Consider the following 24,361-nt stretch of genomic DNA (forward strand, 5'->3'; position numbering starts at 1 on the left):
AGCAGTCCCGAAGGGCCGACGCATGGCCCTGAAAACCGGGTCGGCTTTCGGAAGGATCATGCGCCGATGCAAAGGCAGCATCCTTTCGACGCGCAGCGCTCGAAGGCGACCGCCGCCGTCCCTGGCCTATGCTGTCGCCAAGACGGAAAGCTGTCCGAGAATGTGAGCAGCGCCGGATTCGTCGACGCCGGGCTTTGTCTCGACATTGAGCGAGGTGACCTTGCCGTCATCGACGATCATCGAAAAACGCCTCGAGCGCAGCCCCATGCCGCCGCCGGAGAGGTCGGCGTCGAGACCGACCGATTTGGCGAAATCGCCATTGCCATCGGCAAGATAAAGGATTTTGCCTTCACCGCCGCTGAAGCGGGCCCAGGCCCCCATGACGTGAACATCGTTGACCGAGACGACGGCGATAGTATCGACGCCGCGCGCCAGGATAGCGTCGTAATTATCCAGGTAGCCCGGCAGATGATTGTTGCTGCAGGTCGGCGTGAAGGCGCCTGGAACGCCAAACAGCACGACCTTCTTTCCTAAGAATATCTCGCCCGTCGTGATCGGCTTTGCACCGTCGGCGGTCATTGTCTTGAACGTCGCATTGGGCAGTTTGTCGCCAACGGAGATCGTCATGATGGTCCTCGCTTGAGAATGGAAAGGGAGTGTCCTTGCGATAGCGAACTAAGGCGCGCCCGGCAACCGTCCAGACGTTGGCATCACGGAAAAGGCAGCAGGCCTTCGACCGCGCCAGCGGCACTTGTCAGTGTGTAGTGAAGGCCGCCATCGGTTGGCGTTGTCGACGGCCTGTCGAGGATCGGCACCGTAAAGATCAGCTTGCCATCCTTTTCGCTGCGCGCCGGGGCACCGAACATGTAGTCGCGTTCGCCGGCAACGAAGAAGTCGGCGGCCTCGGGAGTGCCCGGAAAGCTCGCTTCGACAATCAGCGTTTCGTGGTCGCCCGGCAGTACGTTTATGCCGAAATCGGGCGTTGCCGTGGCGGGCAGGGTTGCAAAGCCTGCCTTGACCAGTGCCGCATCCTCGGCGTTGTCGGGATCGGCGCCGGGATCGACGGTCAGCCTTGTCTGCACCGGGATGCAGATGGTTTCGCAAATGCCGAGGAAGATGTCCGCATCGATGACGGCCGGCTGGCCGGGCGCGGCAAGCGTGAACGTCACCGGCAACGAAACCGGGTGGTCGTAGCCGGCCCATTTGCCATAGCCGTCATCATGGCGCTGCGGCGGCGGAAACGAAAGCGTCGCGTCGGCAATGTTGGTGCTGGCCGAGACGTCTATCTGTGGTGGCACGCCCGCATCGCCCGGGTCGCGCCAATAGGTCTTCCAGCCGGGCTTCAGCGCAATGTCGAGGACGCCCTGGAGACGCCCGGCCTCGTCGGCTTTGCCGCTCGTCACCAGCCGCACCCTGCCGCCTTCGCTGTTGTACCAGGCCGACGAGGAGGCTGAGGCGGGGAGGCCGGTCGCCGATCCAATGGCCACGCTAAGCAGCAGGATTTTCAAGCTTTGCATGGCGATGATTTGATCGTCTGTTGATGGCCGCACAATGATTTCATGACGCCGCCGGCATCATATTTGCGTGACCTTCGGCTTATGAGCCTGATCAAATCGGGCGCCGCCCATCTTTTCGGCGCCCTGGAAACGCGTTACGCTGTGGTCATGGATTTGTTACGCCATAAAAAGACGGCCGCAGGACCCGGCTTTCTCGACGACCAGTTCCTGATTGCCATGCCCGGCATGAAGGACGACCGCTTCACGCGCTCCGTCATCTACATTTGCGCGCACAGCGACGAAGGCGCGATGGGGCTGATCATCAACCAGACGCAGCAAATGCTGTTTCCGGACCTGCTCGTGCAACTCGGCATCATGAACGAGCTGGAGGCAATTCGCCTGCCGGCGCCGGCGCGCGACTTCGTCGTGCGCAATGGCGGACCGGTGGATCGCAGCCGCGGCTTCGTCCTGCATTCGGGCGACTACCGGGTGGAATCCTCGCTCGCCGTGTCCGACGACGTCTGCCTGACCGCGACCGTCGACATATTGCGCGCCATCTCCTCCGGCCGCGGACCCCGGCGGGCTCTGATGGCGCTCGGCTATGCCGGCTGGGGTGCGGGCCAGCTTGAAAACGAGATCGTCGAGAATGGTTGGCTGACTTGCCCGGCAAGTGCCGAGCTTCTGTTCGACGCCGACATCGACCGCAAATACGACCGGATACTTGCCTCGATCGGCATCGATCTCGCGCATCTCAGCCTGGCTGCCGGTCACGCCTGAACCTCATCACGTCCCGAAACTTGTCACGCCTGAGTCAGCGGGTACTGTTCCTTCAGCGTCTTCAGCACCTGGTCGCCCGGCATCGGCGCGCCGAACATGAAGCTCTGCACGTATTCGCAGCCCATCTGCCGCAGCTCCAGCGCATCGCTCTCGTCCGAAATGCCTTCGGCGACAACCGAAAGGCCGAGCTCATGCGCCATGTTGACCATGGATTTGAGCAGCACCGCGCGTTTCGGCGTCGCGTCGTCGACGAAGCTCTTGTCGATCTTGATGGTGTCGAAGGGGAAGCGCGTCAGATAGGCCAGCGATGAATAGCCGGTGCCGAAATCGTCCAGCGACAGGCCGATGCCAAGCTGCTTCAGCTTGGTCAGCACATGAGCGGTCTGCTCGGGATTGTCCATCACCAGCGATTCGGTGAGTTCGAGCCGGAAGCAGCGCGGCTTCAGATTGGCCCGCGCGATCACCGAGCGGACGTCGCTGACCAGGTCGCGGCGGATGAGTTGACGGCTGGACAGATTGACCGAAACCGACAGCGGCGCATCGCCGATCTGCTTTTGCCACCCCGCCAGGTCTTCGGCAGCCTGTTGCATGGCAAACAGGCCAAGCTGCACGATCAGCCCGCAGTTTTCGGCGACCGGGATGAAATCCGCTGGCGGGATCATGCCGCGGCGCGGATGGTCCCAGCGCAGCAGCGCTTCGAATCCGGCAACGCTGCCGTCTTCCAGCCGCACGATGGGCTGGTAGGCGAGCGTGAATTCACGCCGTTCGATGGCGCGACGCAGATCGGACTCGAACTGCAGCCGGTCGGTGCCGACGGTGCGGAAGGCGGGCCGGAACGGCTCGATCCTGTCGCCACCGAAACGCTTGGCCTGATGCATGGCGAGCTCGGCGTCCTTGACCATGTCCTCGGCAGAAGTCTGCGCCGAGGTCCAGGTGATCAGCCCGATCGAGGCGGTCAGCACGATCTCGCGCTTGGCGAAGGTGATCGGGTTGTTGATCGCATGTTTGATGGCGTCGGCGACGGCCGCGATGCGGGCCGGGTCCTGGTCGGAAAGCAGCATCAGCGCGAACTGGTCGCCGGCAAAGCGCGACAATGAATCCTTCGGTTTGAGCAGCCGGTGCAGCCGGCGCGCAATGGTGAGCAGGATGGTATCGCCGGCCGAGATGCCGAGCCCGTCATTGACCTGCTTGAAGCGGTCGATGTCGATGACGAAGACGGTCGGACGGACCTTCTCTTCCGTCCGCGCGATCGAGATGATCGCCTCCAGCCGGTTCATGAACAGCTCGCGGTTCGGCAGGCCGGTCAGATTGTCGTGCACGGCGTCGTGCAGCAGCCGTTCCTCAGACTTTTTCTGCTCCGTCACGTCGACCATGGTGCCGACGCAGCGGATCACCTCGCCGTCCGATCCGATCACCGGCCGGGCGCGCAACGAAAACCAGTGATAGTGCCCGTCGGCGCCGCGCAGGCGGAAATTCTGCGACACCCGGCCGCGCCGGTGTTCGAGCACCACGTCGAGCGTCGTGCGAAACGTGTCGCGGTCGTCGGCATGCAGCACCGGCAGCCAGTTGCGGGCAGGGCCGCCGAGGCTGTTGGGCGCCAGCCCGAGCTGGATGCTGACGTCGGGACGAGTGACGACGCGGTCGCGCAGCACGTCCCAGTCCCACACAGTATCGCCCGATCCGGCAACCGCCAGCGCCTGCCGCTCGAGGTCGGAGAACAGGCCCTGATGCAGGGCGCCGCCGGCAAAAGCGTGTTGCATCACGGTGAAGCCGATCAGCAGAATGATGAGAATCAGCCCGCCGCCCAGCGCCGGCTGGGCGATATCGTTGTCGAGCATACCGGTGATCGCCATCCACGATCCACATAGCCACAGCAGCACCATCACCCAACTGGGCACCAGCATGATGGCGCGGTCGTAACCGCGTATACCGAGGAAGATGATCAGGCCGAGCCCGGTCAGCGCGGTGGCGGCGAAGGACAGCCTGGCAATGCCGGCGGCAACCGCCGGATCGACGATGGCGACGCCGGCGATCAGCACCAGCCCGAGAATCCAGACCAGTGCGCCGTAGCTGAAATGGCCGTGCCACCGGTTGAGGTTGAGATAGGCAAACAGGAACACCACGAAGGTCGCCGCAAGCGCTACCTCCGTTCCGGCGCGCCACATCTGCTCATTGCCCGGTGAGATTTCTATGATCTTGTTGAGAAAGCCGAAATCGACGCAGATATAGGCAAGCACCGCCCAGGCAAGGGCCGCCGTTGCCGGGAACATCGAGGTCCCCTTGACGACGAAAAGAATGGTCAGGAACAGCGCCAGCAGGCCGGCGATGCCGATGACGATGCCACGAAACAGCGTGTAGGAATTGACCGAGTCCTTGTAGGATTCAGGGTCCCACAGATAGACCTGCGGCAGCTTGGGCGAGGCCAGCTCGGCGATGAAGGTGATCACCGTTCCAGGGTTCAGCGTTACCCGGAACACGTCGGCGTCGGGGCTGGTCTGGCGGTCGAGCGCAAAGCCCTCGCTGGGCGTGATCGCGGCAATGCGGGTCGAGCCGAGATCCGGCCAGAACAGGCCGGAATTCACCAAGCGGAAATGTGGTGCGACAATCAGCCTGTCGAGCTGCTGGTCGGTGGTGTTGGCGAGCGCGAACACCGCCCAGTCGCCGGTCGAGCGCGCGTCATTGGCTTCGACCTCGATGCGCCGCACGATGCCGTCCGGCCCGGGTGCCGTCGAGACCTGGAAATTCTCGCCCTGATTGCGGTAGATTTCGACCGCGCCCGAAAGGTCGAGCGCCACGTCGTCGCGGGCAATCTTGATCGGTTCGACCGCAAAGGCCGAGGATGCCGCACAGAGCGTGACGATTGCCGCCAGCATAAAGGCAAGCAGCGACCCGTTGCGCAGAAAATTCGTCAAAATCAGCCCTTTGTTCCAACGCCCGGCGAATCGTCCGCGATCCGGGCGTATAGGTAATGGTCCTGCCAGATGCCGTTGATCCTGAGATAGGATCGTAGCAGTCCTTCGCGCCGGAATCCGGCTTTTTCAAGCACGCGGATCGACCGGGCGTTGTCGGGGATACAGGCAGCTTCGATCCGGTGCAACCGCAGCGTTTCGAAGGCGAAACGCGTTACCACCTTGACGGCGTCGGTCATCAGGCCGCGGCCGCTGAAGCGCTCGCCGATCCAGTAGCCGATATGGCCGCTTTGGGCGACGCCATGGCGGATATTGCCGAGGGTGATACCGCCGGCAAGCTTGCCGCTGCTTTTCTCGAAGATGAAGAACGCGATGGCCGTCCCCTGCGCGTAGTCCTCCCGGTAGCGGCCGATACGATGCCGCCACGCGGTGCGGTCGAGCTCGTCCGGCGTCCATCGCGGCTCCCACGGCTCAAGAAAAGCGCGGCTTTCGCCGCGCAGCACCGACCACTCGCGATAGTCGTTGGTCAGCGGCACGCGCAGCGTGACAAGGTCGCCCTTCAGTGCCGGCAGGTCGCGGCGAAAGAAGGGGAGTGCGAACACGAGGCTCGGGTAGGCTTAGACGGCGAGCTTGCGGGCAGTGGTCTGCGTGCCCGAAAGCGAATCGAGGATCGCCTCATAGGGCGCGAGCGTACCCACCGGCCCGACAGCTGTAAGCGTCGGCTTGGTCGAAAACAGCCGCGACGACAGGTCCGTCAGCCGCTCGACCGTCAACGCCGACAGCCGCTCCATCAGCTCTTCCTTGGCGATCGGCCTGCCGAACAGAAGCAACTGCCTGGCGATCTGCGAGGCGCGGCTTGCCGGGCTTTCGGCCGACATGATCAGCCCGGCGCGATATTGGGCACGCGCCCGGTCAAGCTCCTCCTGCAGGATGTTCTCACCGGCCTTCTGCAACTCGTCGATGATCACCGGCACCAGCTCGGCAATATCGCTTTGTCCGGTCGCCGCATGGACGCCGAAGATGCCGGTATCGGAGAACCCCCAGTGGAAGGCATAAACCGAATAGCACAGGCCGCGTTTTTCGCGGATTTCCTGAAAGAGCCGCGACGACATGCCGCCGCCGAGGATCATCGACAGGACCTGCGAGGCGTAGAAGTCGCGGACGTGATAGGCACGACCCTCGAAACCCAGCACGATCTGAGCGTCCATCAAGTCGCGGTCTTCGCGAAAATCGCCGCCGACATACTGCGCATATTGCGGGATGGTGCCGTCGGCCTTGCCGCGGAAGCCGCCGAGACGCTTTTCGACCTCGCGCACGAAATCGTCGTGCTTGATGTCGCCGGCCGCCACCATCACCATGTTCTCGGCGCCGTACTGCCGTTCGATGAAGTCGTGCAGCTGCTTCGAGGTGAAGGATTTGACGGTTTCCGGCGTGCCGAGAATCGAGCGGCCAATAGTCTGGTGGCGGAAGGCGGTCTCGGTAAAGTGATCGAAGACGACATCGTCGGGCGTATCGTGAGCGGCGCCGATTTCCTGCAGAATCACATGTTGCTCGCGCTCCAGCTCCTGCGGATCGAATTCGGATTCCTGCAGGATGTCGGAAAGGATATCGACCGCCAGCGGCACGTTGTCGCTCAGCACCCTCGCGTAATAGGAGGTCGTCTCGACACTGGTAGCGGCGTTGATCTCGCCGCCGACATCCTCGATCTCCGAGGCGATCTCGAAGGCGCTTCGCCGTTTGGTACCCTTGAAAGCCATGTGCTCGAGCAAGTGCGCCATTCCGTGCTCTTCGTCACGCTCGTTGCGTGCGCCCGACTTGACCCAGGCGCCAAGGGCAACGGATTCGAGGCTTGGAAGGGTTTCGGTGGCGACTGTCAGGCCGTTCGACAGACGGCTTACCTCAACACCCATATGGCAATTACTCCCTAACGCGCCGCCCGCGTGTGGCGGCCGACATAACCTTCCACCATTTTCAGGTCGGATGGAAGTACCGTGTATTTTTCCTCGGCCGTCATCAACCCGTCTAGCCATGCGGGCAGGGCAGGCGACACGCCGCTGGCTGCCTCGACGGCCGCCGGAAACTTTGCCGGGTGCGCAGTGCCCAGCACCACCATCGGCACCTCGCCGGCGGCCTTGCCGGCGGCCACATGCACGGCTGCGGCCGTATGCGGGTCGAGCAGATAGCCGCTCGCCGCAAGTGTGGCGCGGATTGTAGCAGCAACCTCGTCCATGGTGGCGCGGCCGGCGTCGAACTCGGAGCGGATCTTGCCGATTTCGCCGGCCTCGATAGTGAAGGCGCCGGACTGCTTGAGCCCGTCCATGTAGCGCCGCACGGTCGAGGCATCGCGGCCGGCCGCCTCGAACAGCAAGCGTTCAAAGTTCGAAGAGATCTGGATGTCCATCGATGGCGAGGTGGTCGAAAAGACCCCCTTCATGCGGTATTCGCCGGTCGCCAAGGTGCGTGCCAGAATGTCGTTGTCGTTGGTGGCTATGATCAGCCGCTCGATCGGCAGCCCCATCTTCTTGGCGGCGTAGCCGGCGAAGATGTCGCCGAAATTGCCGGTCGGCACGGTGAAGGAAACCGGCCTGTCGGGCGCGCCGAGCGACAGCGCGGACGAAAAATAATAGACGATCTGGGCCATGATGCGGGCCCAGTTGATCGAATTGACGCCGGACAGCGACACCCGGTCGCGAAAACCGTGGTCGTTGAACATGTCCTTCACCAGGCCCTGGCAGTCGTCGAAATTGCCTTCGATCGCCAATGCATGGACGTTTGCGGCGGTCGAGGTCGTCATCTGCCGCTGCTGCACCGGCGAGACGCGGCCGTGCGGGAAAAGTACGAAGATGTCGGTACGGTTGCGCCCGGCAAAGGCATCGATGGCGGCCCCACCGGTGTCGCCGGAGGTGGCGCCGACAATGGTGGCGTGCTGGTCGCGCTCGGCCAGCACATGGTCCATCAGCCGCGCGAGAAGCTGCATCGCCACGTCCTTGAAAGCGAGCGTCGGGCCGTGGAAGAGCTCGAGCACGAACCGGTTCGGCCCGGTCTGCACCAGCGGGCAGACGGCCTCATGGCGGAAGGTCGCATAGGCTTCGCGCACCAGCCGTTCGAACACCGGCGCCGCGATCTCGCCGCCGAGGAACGGCGACAGCACACGGATGGCCAGATCGGGATAGGCAAGGCCGCGCATGGCGCGGATCTCGGCTACGGAAAAATGCGGCCAGGCGCTCGGCAGATAAAGCCCGCCGTCGCGCGCCAGTCCGGCCAGAACCGCGCCGGAAAATCCAAGCGCGGGCGCTTCCCCGCGGGTACTCACATATTGCATCGTCACGTTTCCATTGCTGCCGGGAATCTTCGCCCGCCGCAGGGTGGTGGATTTCTGCGCTGGCTAAGTCGCATTTTTGCCGCGCGGTTGATATACGTCACCGGCTTTGCGAGAGGGAAGTGCAGTTCATGGCGTTTCATTCATTCAACGGTCGTTTTGTCGCGGGTCTGGCGCTCACCGGCTTTATGCTTGCCGCCGCGGGCTGCCAATCAGGCGACACTGGCATTCTCGGCTTCGGCAAGAAGGATACGACGCCACCACCGCCACCGGACCCCAAGGTGCTTTCCAGCCAATTGCAGGCCTATTGTCCGAAAGTGACGTTGCGTGACGGCACTGCCTTCTTCAACACCTATGCCAAAAGCGGTCCGAAGCCGAAGAAGAAAACCGACGTCGCCGCCCAGGATGCTCAAGCAACCCAGACGGCCCCGGACGCGGTAGGCGCCGACCAGCCGGACGATTCCGCCAAGATCATTTATCAGGCTTCGATCACCGATGTGACCCGCGACTGCAGCCGCGCCAACGGCTCCTTGTCGATGAAGATAGCCGTCGCCGGCAAGGTCGTGCCTGGCCCGATGTTCACCCCCGGCACCATCACCATGCCGATCCGTATCGCGGTGATGCACGGCACCGAAGTTCTCTATTCGCAGCTTCACTCCCATCAGGTTCAGGTCACCGATCCTTCGAGTGCCACGCAGTTCGTCTTCACCGATTCCAACGTCGTCGTTCCGGAGCCGACGGCGCAGGACTACCAGGCATATGCCGGTTATGACGAGGGCGCTCCGAAAGTAGCGACAAACAAGCCGAAGAAGAAGAAAACCGCCGCGACCAACTGAGCCGCTGCATTCGCGCCACGGCGGTTGGAGACGGCCTCTCAGGCGTCCGCCGACCATTCCGACAGCGCGGCGATCACGCTTTTCAGTTCCGCCCAGCGGCGGATGACCGTTTCGGCGCCGGCCTCGGTCAGCGCGTCGGCATGGCCGGGATAGCTGTGCGCCGCGCCGGTGAAGCCGATGACGCGCATTCCTGCCATTTTGGCGCCGGTGACGCCATGCACCGAATCCTCGATGACGAAGGTGTTGGCAGGATCGGCCTTGAGCTTTTCCGCGGCGAACCGAAACACGTCCGGCGCCGGCTTGGTTTTCCCGGTCGGGGTTTCCAGCGAGGAAAAAATCCGGCCGGCAAAGAACGGCAAAAGATGCACCTTCTCCAGCATGAATTCGATCCGCTCGGAACGCGAATTCGAGCAGACGCAGCGCGGCACTGTTACCGCGGCGACCGCCTCATGCGCCCCGTCGATGGCACGCACGTCGCTGCGCAGCCTGCGATCGACCAGCTGTTCCTCCTTGTCGATCAGCGAAGCCTGGAACGGGATACGGGACTTTTCCTCGACCCGCATCATGATGTCCTTGAAGGTCAGCCCGGCATAGACCTCGGAAATCTCCTCGGCCGATATCTCGTAGCCGGCCGAGGTCAAAAGCTCGGCATCGATGCGCGCGGCGATGATTTCGGAATCGACGAGCACGCCGTCGCAATCGAAGATGACAAGGTCTGGCTGAGGCATGGTGATCCGGGAAGCGGGATGAAGGGAATGCCGAGAGGCCTTTGGTCCAAACGGCTCAGGCGGCGCGGCATACACCAACAGGCCGGGCTTCGCAAATTCGGCGGCCTGCTTCACTGAATATTTACGCTGATCGGTAACCATAACGCGGAGTAAACAGTAACGCGTGCCTTGGGTGTCACAATGTCTGCCGTGCGTCTTCTCGACGAGCTTTCCGATGCTCCCCAGCAATCCGAGTGGCTGGATACGATCCTGAAGGGCGACTGCGTCGCCGCGCTCGAACGGCTGCCGGAAAAGTCGATCGACGTGATCTTTGCTGATCCGCCTTACAATCTGCAGCTCGATGGCGATCTGCATCGGCCCGACCAATCCAAGGTCGATGCCGTCGACGACCATTGGGACCAGTTCGACAGTTTTGAGGCCTACGACGCCTTCACTCGCGCCTGGCTGCTGGCGGCGCGCCGCGTGTTGAAGCCCAACGGCACGATCTGGGTCATCGGCTCCTACCACAATATTTTCAGGGTCGGCGCCAAAATGCAGGACCTGGGCTTCTGGATCCTCAACGACGTCGTCTGGCGCAAGACCAATCCAATGCCCAATTTCCGTGGCCGCCGTTTCCAGAACGCGCATGAGACGATGATCTGGGCATCGCGCGACCAGAAGGGCAAGGGTTACACATTCAACTACGAGGCGCTGAAGGCGTCGAACGACGACATTCAGATGCGCTCCGACTGGCTGTTTCCGATCTGCACCGGCGGCGAGCGCCTGAAGAACGACAATGGCGACAAATTGCATCCGACGCAGAAGCCGGAAGCGTTGCTTGCCCGTGTCATGACGGCCTCGACCAGGCCCGGCGACATTGTGCTCGACCCCTTCTTCGGTTCAGGCACTACCGGCGCGGTGGCCAAGCGGCTTGGCCGCCACTTCGTCGGCATCGAGCGTGAGCAGGCTTATATCGATGCCGCCATGGACAGGATCGATGCGGTCCGGCCGCTCGACGGCGCCAATCTGACGGTGCTGACCGGCAAGCGCGCCGAGCCGCGCGTCGCCTTCGTCACTCTTCTCGACAATGGCCTGGTGGCACCCGGCGCCACGCTCTACGACGCCAAGAAGCGCTGGGCGGCAAAGGTGCGCGCCGACGGCACTCTGGCGATCGGCGACAGTGCCGGGTCGATCCACAAGATCGGTGCGGAAGTCCAGGGGCTCGACGCCTGCAATGGCTGGACCTTCTGGCATTATGAGCGCAGCGGCGGCCTGACACCGATCGACGAGCTTCGCCGCATTGCGCGGCTGGGCATGGAGCGGGCAGGGGCCTGACGGCTTCTGAGTTGCGACAGATTCGTTAATGCGAAGTCTCAGCCAGTTACTGGAAGTGATTAAAATAACACTATGATCCCAAGACGCTCAAGGTCCGCCTTGAGCGTCTGGGCGTCGGTGAACAGCACAGCCTGCCAACCGGCCGCCTTGGCGCCGTCGACATTCTTCTGGCTGTCGTCGATGAACAGCGTGGCTGCCGGATCGAGGCCGAACGCGGCGACGTGGTGATCATAGATGGCGCGATCCGGCTTGATCTGGCGGATGTCGCCGGAAACGGTCACGCCGCGCGGCCGATTGAGGAAATCGAAACGCTCGCGGGCCTCGGCAAGCGTGTCCGCGGCGAAATTGGTCAGCATCGTCACGTCATGGCCGCTCTCGATCAGGCCGATCATGATGGCGACGCTGTCCTCATAGGCATGAGGCACCATCTCGTGCCAGTGCCGGCGGAAATTGCGGACGTTTTCGGCGTGCTCGGGATACTCCGCGATTGCCAGCGCTTCGGCCTCCTCCCAGCTGCGGCCGCGGTCCTGCTCGATATTCCAGTCATGCGTGCAGACATTGTCGAAGAACCATTTCCGTTCGTCGGGATCGGGGATCAAGCGGCTGAAAGGCAGGTTCGGATCGTAGTGGATCAGCACTTTGCCGATGTCGAAAACGATGTGGCGGATTTCAGTCATTCTTCTCTCTTTCAATGCGGCCGCTGCTTCTTCGTCGCGCCCGGTATCGCCGCTTCGATTACCTTTTTCATGACGGTCGGCAGCGCTTCCCCGGAAATTTCATGCGCCAGCGACCAGAAATGCCCTGCCGGGGCGGCGCTGTCGGTCTCCGCCTTGAACACGTCGAGTTCGAGCGCGAAGTGGGTGAAGACATGGCCAATGCGCCCGGCCCGCCGCCAGTCGCCGGGGAATGGGGCTGCCGCATCGGTGGTGGCGCCGTCGATCCGCGCGGTCCAGCTGGTCGTGGGCACTTCGGTCATGCCGCCGAGCAGGCCTTTATCCACGCGCTTGCGCAAAAGGATGGCGCCGTCGCCCCTGAAGGCAACGAAGGCGGCGCCGCGGCGCAAGGGTTTTTCGGCCTTGGGCAGGCGGACCGGAAAGCGTTCGGGGTCGCCTGAGGTGGTCGCGCTGCAATCCTGCCGTACCGGGCAAAGCATGCAGCGGGGCCGGCGCGGCGTGCAGATCGTCGCGCCCAGGTCCATCATCGCCTGGGCGAAGTCACCCGGCCTTGTCCGGGGAACCATGCGCTCGACATGGCCGCGTATCTCGCCCTTGGCCTCGCCCAGCGGCGTGGCGATAGAAAACAGCCGTGAGACGACCCGCTCGACATTGCCGTCGACGACGGCGGCGGGCCGGTCGAAAGCGATCGCCGCGACTGCCGCCGCCGTGTAGGCGCCGATCCCGGGCAGTTCCTTCAAGCCGGTCTCGCTGTCCGGAAAGCGACCGCCTTGCCGCGCGACGAGATCGGCACAGGCTTTAAGGTTGCGGGCGCGAGAATAATAGCCGAGCCCGGCCCAGGCCTTCATGATGTCTTCGGTCGGTGCCGCCGCCAGTGCTTCGACCGTCGGCCATTTCTGCACGAAAGCCCGGAAATAGGATTTTACCGCCTCGACCGTGGTTTGCTGAAGCATCACCTCGGAAAGCCAGACCAGATAGGGATCGGGCCGCGCGCCGCCTGCCAGCGCGCGCGGCGGAACGCGCCAGGGCAGGTCGCGGTGATGCGCGTCGTACCAGCCAAGCAGCCGGAACGCGATCTCGCCATCGCCTGCGGATACGGCCTTGCGGGTCTGGTCGTGCAGTGCCATTGATCGACGGTCGGCCCTAATCCACTGGTGCTGAAGCTGGTGACTGGAGAACGCACATGGCAGGGAAAAGGCCCTTCGGCAATCCCGTTCCGGTGAGCGATCTCGCAACCGAGATACTCGACCCGGTGCTGCGCAAGCGGGCCGGCATGTCGATCGGGCTGGTCCAGTCGTGGGAAGAGATTGCCGGGCCGCGGCTTGCCGGCCGCTCGCGCCCGGAAAAGATCCAGTGGCCGCGCCGCATGCATGAGGACGATCCGTTCGAGCCGGCGGTGCTGGTCATTGCCTGCGAGGGTGTGGCGGCACTGCATCTGCAGCACGAGACCGGCGAGATCATCAACCGGGTCAATGCGTTTCTCGGTTTCAATGCGATCGGCCGGATCAGGATCGTGCAGAAGCCGGTAATGACGGGCAAGGAAAAGCCGAAACCCAGTTTGCGGCCGCTGACCGTGGCCGAGAAGGCGAAGCTGTCAGGCACGGTCGGTTTGATCGAGGACGACGGGCTGCGCGCCTCGCTGGAGCGGCTTGGCGCCACCATTCTCGGCCAAAAGAAGCCGTGATCTCGCGCTATCGTGATGGCATGCTGGAATTTGGCGATTGGAATAGGGACGGCAATGCCTTAATTCGCGCCAACTCTCGCTTTTTGTAGCCTTTGCATTGCAAAATCTAACTATTGCCAGGTGATTCGTATGATCCGTTCCTTGTCCCGCAGAAACCTCTTGTCTTCGCTGGCCGCCATACCAGCGGTGGCTCTGCTTGCCGCATGCAGCGACTCGGGCGAGAAAGCCGAGGCGCAGGATGTGACGCCTGCGGCCCCCGCCGATTCGACGAAACCCGCCGACGCTGCGAAGCCGGCCGCTCCAGCCGCCGCCAAGGCGCCGGAAGCTCAGGGTACGGTGGACATGGCGGCCTTGTTGAAGCCGGGCGCGCTGCCCGACATGCAGCTCGGCAAGGACGATGCAAAGGTCACCATCGTCGAATATGCCTCGATGACCTGCCCGCACTGCGCGCATTTCGCCGAAACCACTTTTCCGGAGCTGAAGACGAAGTATATCGACACCGGCAAGGCCCGCTACATCCTGCGCGAATTTCCGTTCGATCCCAGCGCCGAAGCCGGTTTCATGCTGGCGCGCTGCTCCAAGGACAATTATTTCCCGATGGTCGACGTGCTGTTCAGGCAGCAGGCGAACTGGGTTGGTGTGAACAATACCAAGGACGCACTGCTGCAAATCGCCAAGCTTGCCGGTTTTACACAGGAGTCCTTCGAGGCCTGCTTGACGGACCAGAAACTTCTGGACGATGTGAGATCCGTCCAGAAGCGCGGCGCCGACGAATTCAAGGTCGATTCCACACCGACCTTTTTCATCAACGGAAAGACCTACAAAGGGGCGATGTCGATTGCGGAAATGTCGGCCATCATCGACCCTCTGCTCTGACGTTTCGGCGACGCCGAAGCAGCTGCGCTTCGGCGTGCGCGGCTTTTTGTTGTGCCGCGGGTTCTTGTCGCAAAGCCGCGGAAGACTTTTGCGGAACTTGGCTATGGGCCGGCGCGAATGAAGTTCTCGCGCCTTCGCCTCCTCGGCTTCAAATCCTTCGTCGAACCCGGCGAGTTCGTCATCGAACGCGGCCTGACCGGCATCGTTGGGCCGAACGGCTGCGGCAAGTCGAACCTGGTCGAGGCGCTGCGCTGGGTTATGGGCGAAAGCTCCTACAAGAACATGCGTGCGTCCGGTATGGACGACGTGATCTTTTCCGGTTCGGGAACGCGTGCGGCCCGCAACACCGCCGAAGTCACGCTGTTCCTCGACAATAGCGACCGCACCGCGCCGTCCGCTTTCAATGACGCCGATGAATTGCAGGTCTCGCGCCGCATCGAGCGCGAGGCCGGCTCGCTCTACCGCATCAACGGCAAAGAAGCCCGCGCCAAGGACGTGCAGCTGCTGTTCGCAGATCAGTCGACCGGTGCCCGCTCGCCCTCTATGGTCGGCCAGGGCCGCATCGGCGAGCTGATCCAGGCAAAGCCGCAGGCGCGCCGCGCGCTGCTGGAAGAGGCGGCTGGGATTTCCGGCCTGCATACGCGCCGCCACGAAGCCGAGCTGCGGCTGAAGGCGGCCGAACAGAACCTCGAACGGCTGGACGACGTCGTCGGCGAACTGGAAAGCCAGATCGAAAGCCTGAAACGCCAGGCCCGCCAGGCCTCGCGCTTCAAGAACCTGTCGGCCGATATCCGCAAGGCCGAAGCGACGCTGCTGCATCTGCGCTGGACGCTGGCCAAGACGCAGGAAGGCGAAGCGCGTTCGGCGCTGGCGATTGCCACCGCGCTGGTCGGCGACCGTGCCGCCGCCCAGATGGCTGCCGCCAGGGAACAAGGCATCAACGCCCACCGGCTGCCGGACCTGCGCGATGCGGAAGCCGCCGCCGCCGCCGCCTTCCAGCGTCTGTCGATCGCCAAGGCGCAGATCGAGGAAGAGGCAGGCCGCATCCGCGCCCGCCAGGCTGAGCTCGACCGCCGACTGCAACAGCTCGACGGCGACCTTGCCCGCGAGGAGCGCATGGTCCGCGACAATGCGGATATCCTCGAACGCCTCGCTGCCGAAGAAGCCGCGCTCAACGCCGAAAACGCCGGCGCTGCCGAGCGCGAGGCCAGCACCCGCGCGGCTTTCGAGCAGGCGGCATCGACGCTTGCCGTGAGCGAGGCCAGGCTCGCCGCGCTGACCGCCGAACGGGCGGAGGCTGCCGCCTCGCGCAACCAGATCGAACGGACGCTGCGCGACACCGCTGAGCGCCGCGACCGCTTTGCCCGCCAGCTTGCCGATGTCGACCGCGAACTGTCCGAGATCGTCTCCAGGGTCGCCGGCCTGCCCGATCCCGCCGAGAAGCGGCTTCTGGTCGAACAGGCGCTGGCGCTGCTCGAAGAGGCCGAGGCAGCCGCGATTGCCGCCGAACAGGCTGTCGCCGAGGCACGCGCGGGCGAAAGTGCGGCCCGCCCACCAGTTCAGGACGCAAAGGCCGAGCTGGCTCGGATCGAAACCGAGGCCCGCACGCTTGCCAAGATCCTGAACGCTGCGAGCGGCGACTTGTTTCCCTCGGTGCTGGAGCAGATCAGCGTCGAGCGTGGCTACGAGACGGCGCTGGGTGCCGCGCTTGGCGAAGATCTCGACGTGCCGCTCGACCGCAGCGCGCCGGTGCATTGGGGCCAGAGCGAAATCCAGCCCGGCGACGCCGCTTTGCCCGAAGGCATAAAGAGCCTCGCCAGCGTGGTGCGCGCGCCGGCGCAGCTGGCCCGCCGGCTGGCCCAGATCGGCATTGTCGAAGCCGCCGACGGAAGAAGGCTGCAGACGCTGCTTGCTCCCGGCCAACGATTGGTCAGCCGCGAAGGTGCGCTCTGGCGCTGGGATGGTTTCACCGCCAGCGCCGATGCGCCGACCGCCGCCGCGCAGCGGCTGGCGCAGAAAAACCGGCTGGCCGAACTCGACGCCGAAGCAGTCCATGCCACGCGCATCCTGCGCGAAGCCGAACAGGCTCTTGCCCAGGCCGAGCAGGCGCTTGCCCACGCGAGCGAGGCCGAACGCAACGCCCGACAGGCCGGGCGCGACGCCCAGCACGGGCTGGACGCTGCCCGCAATGTGCTGGCCGAGGCCGAAAAGGCCGGCGGCGAGCTGTCGAGCCGCCGTGCAGCACTTGACGAGGCGCGCGCCCGTATCGTCGACAGCCATGAGGAAACGGCGGCGGCGTTGGTCGACGCGGAAATGCTGCTGCAAGACGCTCCCGATCTCGGCGATCTGCAATTGCAGCTTGAGCAGTCGGCCGCTAACGTTGCCCGCGACCGCGCCGCCCTTGCCGATGCGCGCGCCGTCCATGAAGGCCTGAAGCGAGAGGCCGAGGCACGTGCGCGCCGCCTCGATGCCATCGGAGCGGAACGGCGCAACTGGGTGGAGCGCGCCGAAAACGCGTCGACACAGATCGCAGCGCTCGGCGAACGCAAGGCCGAGGCCGAGGCCGAGCGCGAAAGGCTGGCCGACGCACCCGACGAGATCGACGCCAAGCGGCGCGCCTTGCTGTCGCAGCTCGCCGAGGCCGAAAGCTTGCGCAAGGCGGCGGGCGACCGTTTGCAGGAAGCCGAGAACCGGCAGTCCGTGCTGGACAAGGCTGCGACATCAGCCATCCAGTCGCTGGCCGAGGCGCGGGAATCCCGCGTTCGCGCCGAAGAGCGGCTGACCGCCGCCGACGAGCGGCGGCTGGAGGTCGAGGCGCGCATCCAGGAAACGCTGAACACGCCGCCGCACCTGGTGATCCGCCACACCGGCCTCGAGGCCGACAGCCCGATGCCCGAAATGGCCGAGATCGAGCGTCAGCTCGACCGGCTGAAGATCGAGCGCGAACGGCTCGGCGCCGTCAATCTGCGCGCCGAGGAAGAGCAGAAGGAACTGTCGGATCGGCTGGAGACCATCGTTTCCGAGCGCGACGATATCATCGAGGCGATCCGCAAGCTGCGGCAGGCGATCCACAGCCTGAACCGTGAAGGCCGCGAGCGGCTGCTCGCCGCCTTCGAGGTGGTCAACGGCCATTTTCAACGGCTGTTTTCGCATTTGTTCGGCGGCGGCACCGCCGAGCTGCAACTGATCGAGTCCGACGATCCGCTCGAAGCAGGGCTCGAGATCCTGGCGCGTCCGCCCGGCAAGAAGCCGCAGACGATGACGCTGCTGTCCGGCGGTGAGCAGGCGTTGACGGCGATGTCGCTGATTTTCGCCGTGTTCCTGACCAACCCGGCGCCGATCTGCGTGCTTGACGAAGTCGACGCGCCGCTCGACGACCATAATGTCGAACGTTTCTGCAATTTGATGGACGAAATGGCCGCAACCACCGAAACGCGCTTCGTCATCATCACACACAACCCGATCACCATGGCGCGCATGGACCGGCTGTTCGGGGTGACCATGGCCGAGCAAGGCGTCAGCCAACTGGTCTCGGTCGACTTGCAGGCTGCTGAGGCCATGCGCGAGGCAAGCTGACGCTTCAGCTTAGTGGTGGTCTCCACCTCGGCTTTCGACTATAGCACGACGAAATGGGCTGGATCTGCCTCTCCAGACACCGGCCGGCTATGCGCGTGGAGAAGCCTGTTGCCTATACTTGTCACCGGAGCCGCGGGGTTCATCGGCAGTCACGTTTGCCACCATCTGCTGGACCGGGGAGAAGCGGTCGTCGGCGTCGACAACATGAACGACTATTACGACCTGGCGCTCAAAAAGGGGCGGCTTGCCCGTCTTCTGCCTCACAAGGATTTCTCGTTTCACCAGATCGACATTGCCGAACAGGGCGCGCTTGCGGCCGCTTTGGCCGGGCAAGGCATAGTCAGGATCATCCATCTCGCCGCGCAGGCGGGCGTGCGTCACTCACTCAACAATCCGCGGCTCTATATCCGCTCCAACGTCATGGGCCACCTCGAAGTGCTCGAATTCTGTCGCGCCGAACCGGCATTCGAGCATCTGGTCTATGCCTCGTCGAGTTCCGTCTACGGCGGCAACCGCAGCGTGCCGTTCAGCGAAGCCGATCAGGTCGACAAGCCCGTTTCGCTTTACGCCGCCACCAAGAAAACCGATGAACTGATGAGCCACACCTACGCCCATCTGTTCGGCATACCGCAGACCGGCTTGCGGTTTTTCACGGTCTACGGTCCTTGGGGCCGGCCCGATATGGCCTATTGGATGTTCACCCAGGCGATGCTCGAGGGCAAGCCGATCCGGGTCTTCAACAATGGCGAAATGTGGCGCGATTTCACCTACATAGACGATGTCGTGAAGGCAGTTGTCGCCGTGCTCGACAAGCCGCCGGCGGCTGACGTTCCGCCGAACAGGCTTTACAATGTCGGCAACAACCGGCCGGTGCGGCTGGGCGACTTCATCGACATTCTGGAAAGGCTGCTCGAGGTCAAGGCAATCCGGCAAAACGAGCCGATGCAGGCGAGCGACGTCGAGCAGACCTTTGCCGACATGACCGCGCTGGAGCGGGATTTCGGCTTCAGGCCGAGCGTTTCGATAGAGGACGGGCTGAAGAAGTTTGTCGATTGGTACCGACCGTACTCGAAGCAGTAATTTGCACTGCTTGCGGTGACGTCTCTATCTCGACGTGAACCGATGTCACTGGCTTCGGCCCAATCCGCAACTGATCCGGCGCGAAGCTATAAAGAACGTCGCCCATAGCGATCGTGCGACCGCAGCTCACCATCAAGCGTGACACCTAGAGTGGGGCACAAGTCGGTCCGCAAAAGCATCATATCGTCCTAACTTCCTGTTAACCACATGCTCGCTGAAAAATATCCGATTAACCTTTGAGGCGTTTATGAACGCTATGTTCCGTGGCTTGCTGTTCAGTATGAGCTGTGTGGATGTGTGGATTCGGGGGCTATTTCGGTTCGGTCCGGGATGCGGAAGCTTTGCTTGCGCGCATGACGTCCGCGATCGCCCATCGCGGACCGGATGAGCAAGGGAAATTCGTAGCGCGCGAGGCTGGGCTTGCGCATGCGCGGTTGTCGGTGATTGGGATTGGTGATGGCCAGCAGCCGATGTCCGACGAGACCGGCGATTTGACGATTGCGTTCAACGGCGAGATTTTCAACTACGTCGAACTGCGCCAAGGGCTGCTGGCCAAGGGCCGACGCTTCCGCACGTCGAGCGACACAGAGGTTCTCCTGCACCTGTATGACGAGATGGGCGAAGACTGCCTGTCGCTCCTGAACGGTGATTTCGCCTTCGCGATTTGGGATAATCGGCGTCGGCGGATGGTGCTTGCAAGAGACCGGATGGGTGTTCGGCCGCTGTTCTACACCAGCAAGGACGGGGTGCTCTATTTTGCGTCGGAGATAAAAGCCCTGCTGAAGGTACCCGGCGTCTCGGCCGAAATCGATCCGATCGCACTCGACCAGATCTTTACACTGTGGGCGCCGATCGCTCCACGCACGGCTTTCCGCAATATCCACGAGCTGGAGCCGGCAAGCGTGATGATCGCCACGCAAGGGCAAGTCACGGTCAAACCATACTGGCATCTGGACTATCCGCATCGGGATGCGCCATCGAAGATCACCAATGAGGATGACGCAGCCGAAGAACTGCAGGCCCTTTTGACCGACGCGGTGAGGCTTCGCATGCGCGCCGACGTGCCGGTCGGTTCTTACCTTTCGGGCGGGCTCGATTCATCTCTCGTTTCGGCACTCGCGGCCGGCATGACTCCTCTTAAGCTGCAGACATTTTCCGTGACGTTCGACAGCGCCGAGCATGACGAAAGCGCCTTCCAGACCGAAATGGCGTCGGCACTTGGCACGCAGCATCGAACCATCGCCTGCCGTGCCGGCGATATCGCCGGTGTGTTTCCCGAAGTCATCCGTTTTACCGAGCGGCCGATCATCCGCACCGCCCCGGCCCCCCTCTATCAATTGTCCGGCCTCGTTCGCCAGGCCGGTTTGAAAGTGGTGCTGACAGGCGAAGGCGCCGACGAGGTCTTTGCCGGCTATGATGTCTTCAAGGAAGCGCGGGTTCGCCGTTTCTGCGGGCGACAGCCGGCATCGCGCATCAGGCCACAGCTGTTCCGCAAGCTTTATCCCTATCTGCCGGGTCTGCAACAGCAGTCCGTGGAGTACCTGGCTGCGTTCTTCGGCACCGGTAACGCTGCCCTGGACGATCCGCTGTTCTCGCATCGGCCGCGCTTCAAGACCACCTCAGCGGCGAAGATGTTCTTTTCGGGTGACCTGCGTGCGACGTTGAAGGGCTATGACGCAGCCGAGGAACTGGCCAGCCGGTTGCCTGAGGCATTTTCCCGGTGGCACCCGCTGCATCAGGCACAATATCTCGAGTCCCGCTTTCTCCTGCCGGGCTACATCCTCTCTAGCCAGGGCGATCGGATGGCCATGGCGCACGGTATTGAAGGGCGTTTCCCCTTCCTCGATCATCGTTTGGTGGAGTTCGCCGGAAGACTTCCGCCGGAAATGAAGCTGAAGGGATTGGTGGAAAAACACATACTGCGCAAAGTTGCCAAGCACCTGCTTCCGACGGCCATCCGGGAGCGCACCAAACAGCCTTACCGGGCTCCGGAAGCCCGCTCCTTTGTTGGAGCCGGAGAACTGGACTACGTACGCCACTCGCTCAGCGAAGCGAGCATCGCCGCCGGCGGACTATTCAACGCCAAGGCGGTGGCGAACCTTCACGAGAAATGCCGCTTGCAGCCAGCGTCCGGATTCCGCGACAATGCGGCCTTCGTCGGCATTTTGTCGACGCAACTGTGGCAGAAGATTTTCACCGGCCAAAAGGTCGGTGCAGCACGAGCGGCCTGAGAAATCGAGGGAAGAAAACATCATGGTAACAATCAAGGACAAGGTCAAAACCTTTATCGTCGACAACTTCCTGTTCGGCGACACGTCCTACGAGCTTGCAGACACGGCATCACTGATCGAGAACGACATCATCGACTCGACGGCCGTGCTGGAACTCGTGGCTTTCATAGAGGACAATTTCGGCATAGCGATGGTCGATACCGACATCGTACCGGCCAATCTGGATTCGATTGACCGTATCTCCGCCTTCATCAAGGCGAAAGCAGAAGCGCTGGCAGCGTAGGCGCCATCGGCGAGGAGCGTCCGTGCGGATCGAACATCTTCTGGCTGCGAAGGCCGCTGCCCATCCAGCCAAAACGGCATTGGTCACCGAGCACAAAAGGCTGTGCTACGAAGAGCTAGACGATCTTTCGAGCCGCCTGGCCGCGGCCCTTTTCATGAATGGCGTCAGGCGCGACGACCGGGTCCTGATCTTCATGGACAATTGCTGGGAGGCTGCGGTTTCGATTTTCGCAGTTCTTAAAGCAGGCGCGACTTTCAGTCCGATCAACGCATCCACCAAGGCCGAAAAGCTGGCCTACATCATCGCCGATTGCGACGCAGCTGCGATCCTCACGCAAGCAAAACTGATGCCCGTGGTCGCCGAGGCGTGCGGATCGTCCGGCAAGACCGGCATCTTCGTGGCTTCCACCGTTGGTGCCGATAACCAATGCCCGGCAGGGGCCACATCCCTGGCGGATTGCTTGACGCTCCAAGCCAGGGAGATTGACCACCGCGGCATTGACGTCGATCTTGCGATGTTGATCTACACCTCGGGTTCGACCGGCCGGCCCAAGGGCGTGATGATGACGCACCGCAATTGCGATGCGGCGGCGGGCTCCATCGCCACCTATCTGCGCAACTCGCCAGACGACATCATCTTGAATGTTCTGCCCCTCGCTTTCGACTACGGTCTCTATCAGTTGCTGATGGCTGTCAGGCTCGGCGCCACGCTCGTGCTCGAGAAGTCCTTCGCTTTTCCCCAGGCGGTCTTTGAACGTATCCGCCAGGAAGGCGTCACCGGGCTTCCGCTCGTGCCCACGATGGCAGCGATGATCCTGCAGATGCGTGACCTGGCGCCGGGCTTCCTGCCCAGCCTTCGCTATATTTCCAACACGGCGGCTGCTTTGCCGCCGGCTCACATAGAACGCCTGCAGTTCCTTTTTCCCGGTGTCAGGCTCTATTCGATGTATGGCCTGACGGAATGCAAGCGCTGCACCTATCTGCCGCCCGAGGAGCTCGACCGTCGGCCGGGGTCGGTCGGAATAGCCATTCCAAACACCGAAGCCTTTGTCGTCGACGACCACGGGCAACGAGTGCCGCCGGGCGTAGCAGGTGAGTTGGTCATTCGCGGGCCGCACGTCATGCAGGGTTATTGGCGAAACGAAGCTGCGACGGAACAAGCCCTGCGACCAGGCCCGAACCCTTGGGAGAAGGTTCTCTACACCGGCGATCTGTTCAGGACCGATGAGGACGGCTTTCTTTATTTCGTCGGACGCAAGGACGACATCATAAAGTCGCGGGGAGAGAAGGTGGCGCCCAAGGAAGTGGAAGCCGTGCTTCACGCTCATCCGGGCATCGCGGAAGCAGTGGTTGTCGGTGTGCCGGATCCTGTGCTCGGGCATGCGATCGGCGCACTCATCGTACGGTCCGACCCGGCGCTTAGCGAAAAGGATGTCGTTCGTCACTGTGCACGTCACCTTGAGGACTTCATGATCCCCAAGGTCATCGAGTTCCGCCGCGAACTGCCGAAGACGGATACCGGCAAGGTCAGCCGTCGGCTTGCGGCAGAAACCATGGAGGCCGCGCAATGAATGTTCGCCCAACCGAGGACGCGCGGATCTTTCTGGCGCAGGCTCTGGCGATCGATTTGGCCGCCGAAACGGACCGTATCGTAACGGCCTTGCGCGAGCAGTTGCGCGGGCTTCGCAAGCGGGGCCTTGTGCTCGGTCTTTCGGGCGGGATCGATTCGAGCGTGTCGGTCGCGTTGGCCGCACGAGCCGTCGGCCCCCGGAATGTGCTTTGCCTGTTCATGCCGGAAAGCGATTCCGATCCCGAAAGTCTGCGGCTCGGCCGCCTCGTCGCCGACACTTTCGGTGTCGAGGCTATTACGGAAGATATCGGGGCGGCCTTGCGCGCAATGGGCTGCTACAAGCGTCGGGACGCCTTCATCCGCGAATTGGTCCCGGAATACGGGGAAGGCTGGGCCTCGAAGATCGTGATCGCGAACGCGCTCGAGGGCCAAGGCTATAATATCTCGTCGCTGGTGGTGCAGGATCCTGAAGGCAAGCAGACGAAACTGAGAATGCCGTTGCCTGTCTATCTCGGCGTCGTCGCCGCTACCAATATGAAGCAGCGCACCCGCAAGCAGATCGAATACTACCATGCCGATCGTCTGAACTTCGCCGTTCTTGGAACACCGAACCGGCTGGAATATGATCAGGGTTTCTTCGTGAAGAACGGTGACGGCGCCGCGGACGTCAAGCCGATCGCCCACCTCTATAAAACACAGGTTTATGCGCTGGCGGCCCATCTCGGTGTTCCGGAAGAAATCCGGAACCGGCCGCCGACCACCGATACCTACTCGCTGGCGCAGACGCAGGAGGAGTTCTACTTCTCGCTTCCTTATGACCGCATGGACCTTTGCCTTTGCGGTCTCAACAACGGCGTGGCGGCAGAAGCGGTGGGGCAGGCAGCGGGATTGGCCGCCTCCCAAGTGGAACGCGTCTGGGCCGATATCGTCGCCAAGCGCAAGGCGACGCGTTATCTGCACATGCGTCCGCAACTCGTCGAGGAAGTCGAAGAACTCGGTACCTGACCTG

At 62.9% G+C, this 24,361-nt stretch carries 20 protein-coding genes; 11 read left to right on the forward strand and 9 right to left on the reverse strand.

Translation table 11 applies throughout. The annotated features are described in order from the left end of the window. Positions 1 to 126 precede the first annotated feature (126 nt). Positions 127 to 627: a peroxiredoxin gene (locus tag NKJ94_RS18650; RefSeq protein ID WP_352526984.1), complete on the reverse strand. Its 501-nt coding sequence runs from the start codon at positions 625 to 627 to the stop codon at positions 127 to 129. Between the two features lie 83 nt (positions 628 to 710). Continuing rightward, the gene (locus tag NKJ94_RS18655; protein WP_352526985.1) at positions 711 to 1,517 is read right to left on the reverse strand and encodes a protein-disulfide reductase DsbD domain-containing protein; all 807 of its coding nucleotides are present in this window, start codon (positions 1,515 to 1,517) and stop codon (positions 711 to 713) included. 147 nt (positions 1,518 to 1,664) lie between these two features. On the opposite strand from NKJ94_RS18655, the gene NKJ94_RS18660 reads away from it, so the two are divergent. After that, positions 1,665 to 2,273: a YqgE/AlgH family protein gene (locus NKJ94_RS18660; RefSeq protein WP_352527066.1), complete on the forward strand. Its 609-nt coding sequence runs from the start codon at positions 1,665 to 1,667 to the stop codon at positions 2,271 to 2,273. 23 nt (positions 2,274 to 2,296) lie between these two features. On the opposite strand, the gene NKJ94_RS18665 is transcribed toward NKJ94_RS18660, so the two are convergent. Genes NKJ94_RS18665 through thrC form a run of 4 tightly spaced genes read right to left on the reverse strand, consistent with a single transcriptional unit; the run spans position 2,297 to position 8,504 of the window. Continuing rightward, complete coding sequence (locus NKJ94_RS18665) at positions 2,297 to 5,185, reverse strand: EAL domain-containing protein (protein WP_352526986.1); 2,889 nt, start codon at positions 5,183 to 5,185, stop codon at positions 2,297 to 2,299. A 2-nt stretch (positions 5,186 to 5,187) separates the two neighbouring features. Beyond that, a complete protein-coding gene (locus NKJ94_RS18670) occupies positions 5,188 to 5,784 on the reverse strand; it encodes a GNAT family N-acetyltransferase (RefSeq protein ID WP_352526987.1) in 597 nt (198 codons plus the stop codon). 15 nt (positions 5,785 to 5,799) lie between these two features. After that, positions 5,800 to 7,092 carry a M16 family metallopeptidase gene (locus NKJ94_RS18675; protein ID WP_352526988.1) on the reverse strand — a complete coding sequence of 431 codons (1,293 nt, stop codon included), beginning with the start codon at positions 7,090 to 7,092 and terminating at the stop codon, positions 5,800 to 5,802. Positions 7,093 to 7,106: 14 nt separating this feature from the next. Then, positions 7,107 to 8,504 (reverse strand): threonine synthase, encoded by a 1,398-nt coding sequence (gene thrC / locus NKJ94_RS18680; protein WP_352526989.1) that lies wholly within the window; start codon positions 8,502 to 8,504, stop codon positions 7,107 to 7,109. Positions 8,505 to 8,632: 128 nt separating this feature from the next. On the opposite strand from thrC, the gene NKJ94_RS18685 reads away from it, so the two are divergent. Further along, positions 8,633 to 9,337, forward strand: coding sequence for a hypothetical protein (locus NKJ94_RS18685; RefSeq protein WP_352526990.1), 705 nt, complete (start codon positions 8,633 to 8,635; stop codon positions 9,335 to 9,337). Positions 9,338 to 9,375: 38 nt separating this feature from the next. Here the strand turns inward: NKJ94_RS18685 and NKJ94_RS18690 are convergent, their stop codons facing one another. Next, positions 9,376 to 10,065 (reverse strand): HAD family hydrolase, encoded by a 690-nt coding sequence (locus NKJ94_RS18690; RefSeq protein WP_352526991.1) that lies wholly within the window; start codon positions 10,063 to 10,065, stop codon positions 9,376 to 9,378. Positions 10,066 to 10,245: 180 nt separating this feature from the next. On the opposite strand from NKJ94_RS18690, the gene NKJ94_RS18695 reads away from it, so the two are divergent. Beyond that, a complete protein-coding gene (locus NKJ94_RS18695; protein ID WP_352526992.1) occupies positions 10,246 to 11,379 on the forward strand; it encodes a site-specific DNA-methyltransferase in 1,134 nt (377 codons plus the stop codon). 59 nt (positions 11,380 to 11,438) lie between these two features. Here the strand turns inward: NKJ94_RS18695 and NKJ94_RS18700 are convergent, their stop codons facing one another. Both NKJ94_RS18700 and mutY read right to left on the reverse strand, forming a co-directional pair. Beyond that, positions 11,439 to 12,056 (reverse strand): HAD family hydrolase, encoded by a 618-nt coding sequence (locus tag NKJ94_RS18700; protein ID WP_352526993.1) that lies wholly within the window; start codon positions 12,054 to 12,056, stop codon positions 11,439 to 11,441. 11 nt (positions 12,057 to 12,067) lie between these two features. Next, positions 12,068 to 13,180, reverse strand: coding sequence for an A/G-specific adenine glycosylase (mutY, locus tag NKJ94_RS18705; protein WP_352526994.1), 1,113 nt, complete (start codon positions 13,178 to 13,180; stop codon positions 12,068 to 12,070). A gap of 56 nt (positions 13,181 to 13,236) precedes the next feature. On the opposite strand from mutY, the gene NKJ94_RS18710 reads away from it, so the two are divergent. The 8 genes from NKJ94_RS18710 (at position 13,237) to nadE (ending at position 24,357) form a co-directional block, all read left to right on the forward strand. Beyond that, positions 13,237 to 13,737 carry a DUF721 domain-containing protein gene (locus NKJ94_RS18710; RefSeq protein WP_352526995.1) on the forward strand — a complete coding sequence of 167 codons (501 nt, stop codon included), beginning with the start codon at positions 13,237 to 13,239 and terminating at the stop codon, positions 13,735 to 13,737. Between the two features lie 129 nt (positions 13,738 to 13,866). Further along, positions 13,867 to 14,613 (forward strand): DsbA family protein, encoded by a 747-nt coding sequence (locus NKJ94_RS18715; RefSeq protein WP_352526996.1) that lies wholly within the window; start codon positions 13,867 to 13,869, stop codon positions 14,611 to 14,613. A gap of 117 nt (positions 14,614 to 14,730) precedes the next feature. After that, positions 14,731 to 18,189 (forward strand): chromosome segregation protein SMC, encoded by a 3,459-nt coding sequence (smc, locus tag NKJ94_RS18720; RefSeq protein ID WP_352526997.1) that lies wholly within the window; start codon positions 14,731 to 14,733, stop codon positions 18,187 to 18,189. 108 nt (positions 18,190 to 18,297) lie between these two features. Beyond that, positions 18,298 to 19,269: an NAD-dependent epimerase/dehydratase family protein gene (locus NKJ94_RS18725; RefSeq protein WP_352526998.1), complete on the forward strand. Its 972-nt coding sequence runs from the start codon at positions 18,298 to 18,300 to the stop codon at positions 19,267 to 19,269. A 293-nt stretch (positions 19,270 to 19,562) separates the two neighbouring features. Next, positions 19,563 to 21,500: an asparagine synthase (glutamine-hydrolyzing) gene (gene asnB / locus NKJ94_RS18730; protein WP_352526999.1), complete on the forward strand. Its 1,938-nt coding sequence runs from the start codon at positions 19,563 to 19,565 to the stop codon at positions 21,498 to 21,500. A 19-nt stretch (positions 21,501 to 21,519) separates the two neighbouring features. Continuing rightward, positions 21,520 to 21,783, forward strand: coding sequence for an acyl carrier protein (locus tag NKJ94_RS18735; RefSeq protein ID WP_352527067.1), 264 nt, complete (start codon positions 21,520 to 21,522; stop codon positions 21,781 to 21,783). 22 nt (positions 21,784 to 21,805) lie between these two features. After that, positions 21,806 to 23,353, forward strand: a complete 1,548-nt coding sequence (locus NKJ94_RS18740; RefSeq protein WP_352527000.1) for a class I adenylate-forming enzyme family protein — start codon at positions 21,806 to 21,808, stop codon at positions 23,351 to 23,353. After that, on the forward strand, positions 23,350 to 24,357 hold the full coding sequence (gene nadE / locus NKJ94_RS18745; RefSeq protein ID WP_352527001.1) for an NAD(+) synthase: 1,008 nt from the start codon (positions 23,350 to 23,352) through the stop codon (positions 24,355 to 24,357). The genes NKJ94_RS18740 and nadE overlap by 4 nt, the downstream gene beginning before the upstream one ends. Positions 24,358 to 24,361: the final 4 nt, after the last annotated feature.

This window comes from Mesorhizobium sp. M0060 (genome assembly GCF_040323155.1).
In the GTDB taxonomy this organism is placed as follows: Bacteria; Pseudomonadota; Alphaproteobacteria; order Rhizobiales; family Rhizobiaceae; genus Mesorhizobium.

Excerpts from the sequence above, each read along its gene's own strand:
- NKJ94_RS18695 (WP_352526992.1), top strand. The coding sequence starts at position 10,246 with ATGTCTGCCGTGCGTCTTCTCGACGAGCTTTCCGATGCTCCCCAGCAA.
- NKJ94_RS18700 (WP_352526993.1), bottom strand. The coding sequence starts at position 12,056 with ATGACTGAAATCCGCCACATCGTTTTCGACATCGGCAAAGTGCTGATC.
- NKJ94_RS18660 (WP_352527066.1), top strand. The coding sequence starts at position 1,665 with ATGGATTTGTTACGCCATAAAAAGACGGCCGCAGGACCCGGCTTTCTC.
- nadE (WP_352527001.1), top strand. The coding sequence starts at position 23,350 with ATGAATGTTCGCCCAACCGAGGACGCGCGGATCTTTCTGGCGCAGGCT.
- smc (WP_352526997.1), top strand. The coding sequence starts at position 14,731 with ATGAAGTTCTCGCGCCTTCGCCTCCTCGGCTTCAAATCCTTCGTCGAA.
- NKJ94_RS18715 (WP_352526996.1), top strand. The coding sequence starts at position 13,867 with ATGATCCGTTCCTTGTCCCGCAGAAACCTCTTGTCTTCGCTGGCCGCC.
- thrC (WP_352526989.1), bottom strand. The coding sequence starts at position 8,504 with ATGCAATATGTGAGTACCCGCGGGGAAGCGCCCGCGCTTGGATTTTCC.
- NKJ94_RS18675 (WP_352526988.1), bottom strand. The coding sequence starts at position 7,092 with ATGGGTGTTGAGGTAAGCCGTCTGTCGAACGGCCTGACAGTCGCCACC.
- NKJ94_RS18685 (WP_352526990.1), top strand. The coding sequence starts at position 8,633 with ATGGCGTTTCATTCATTCAACGGTCGTTTTGTCGCGGGTCTGGCGCTC.
- NKJ94_RS18710 (WP_352526995.1), top strand. The coding sequence starts at position 13,237 with ATGGCAGGGAAAAGGCCCTTCGGCAATCCCGTTCCGGTGAGCGATCTC.
- asnB (WP_352526999.1), top strand. The coding sequence starts at position 19,563 with ATGTGTGGATTCGGGGGCTATTTCGGTTCGGTCCGGGATGCGGAAGCT.
- NKJ94_RS18690 (WP_352526991.1), bottom strand. The coding sequence starts at position 10,065 with ATGCCTCAGCCAGACCTTGTCATCTTCGATTGCGACGGCGTGCTCGTC.
- NKJ94_RS18655 (WP_352526985.1), bottom strand. The coding sequence starts at position 1,517 with ATGCAAAGCTTGAAAATCCTGCTGCTTAGCGTGGCCATTGGATCGGCG.
- NKJ94_RS18650 (WP_352526984.1), bottom strand. The coding sequence starts at position 627 with ATGACGATCTCCGTTGGCGACAAACTGCCCAATGCGACGTTCAAGACA.
- mutY (WP_352526994.1), bottom strand. The coding sequence starts at position 13,180 with ATGGCACTGCACGACCAGACCCGCAAGGCCGTATCCGCAGGCGATGGC.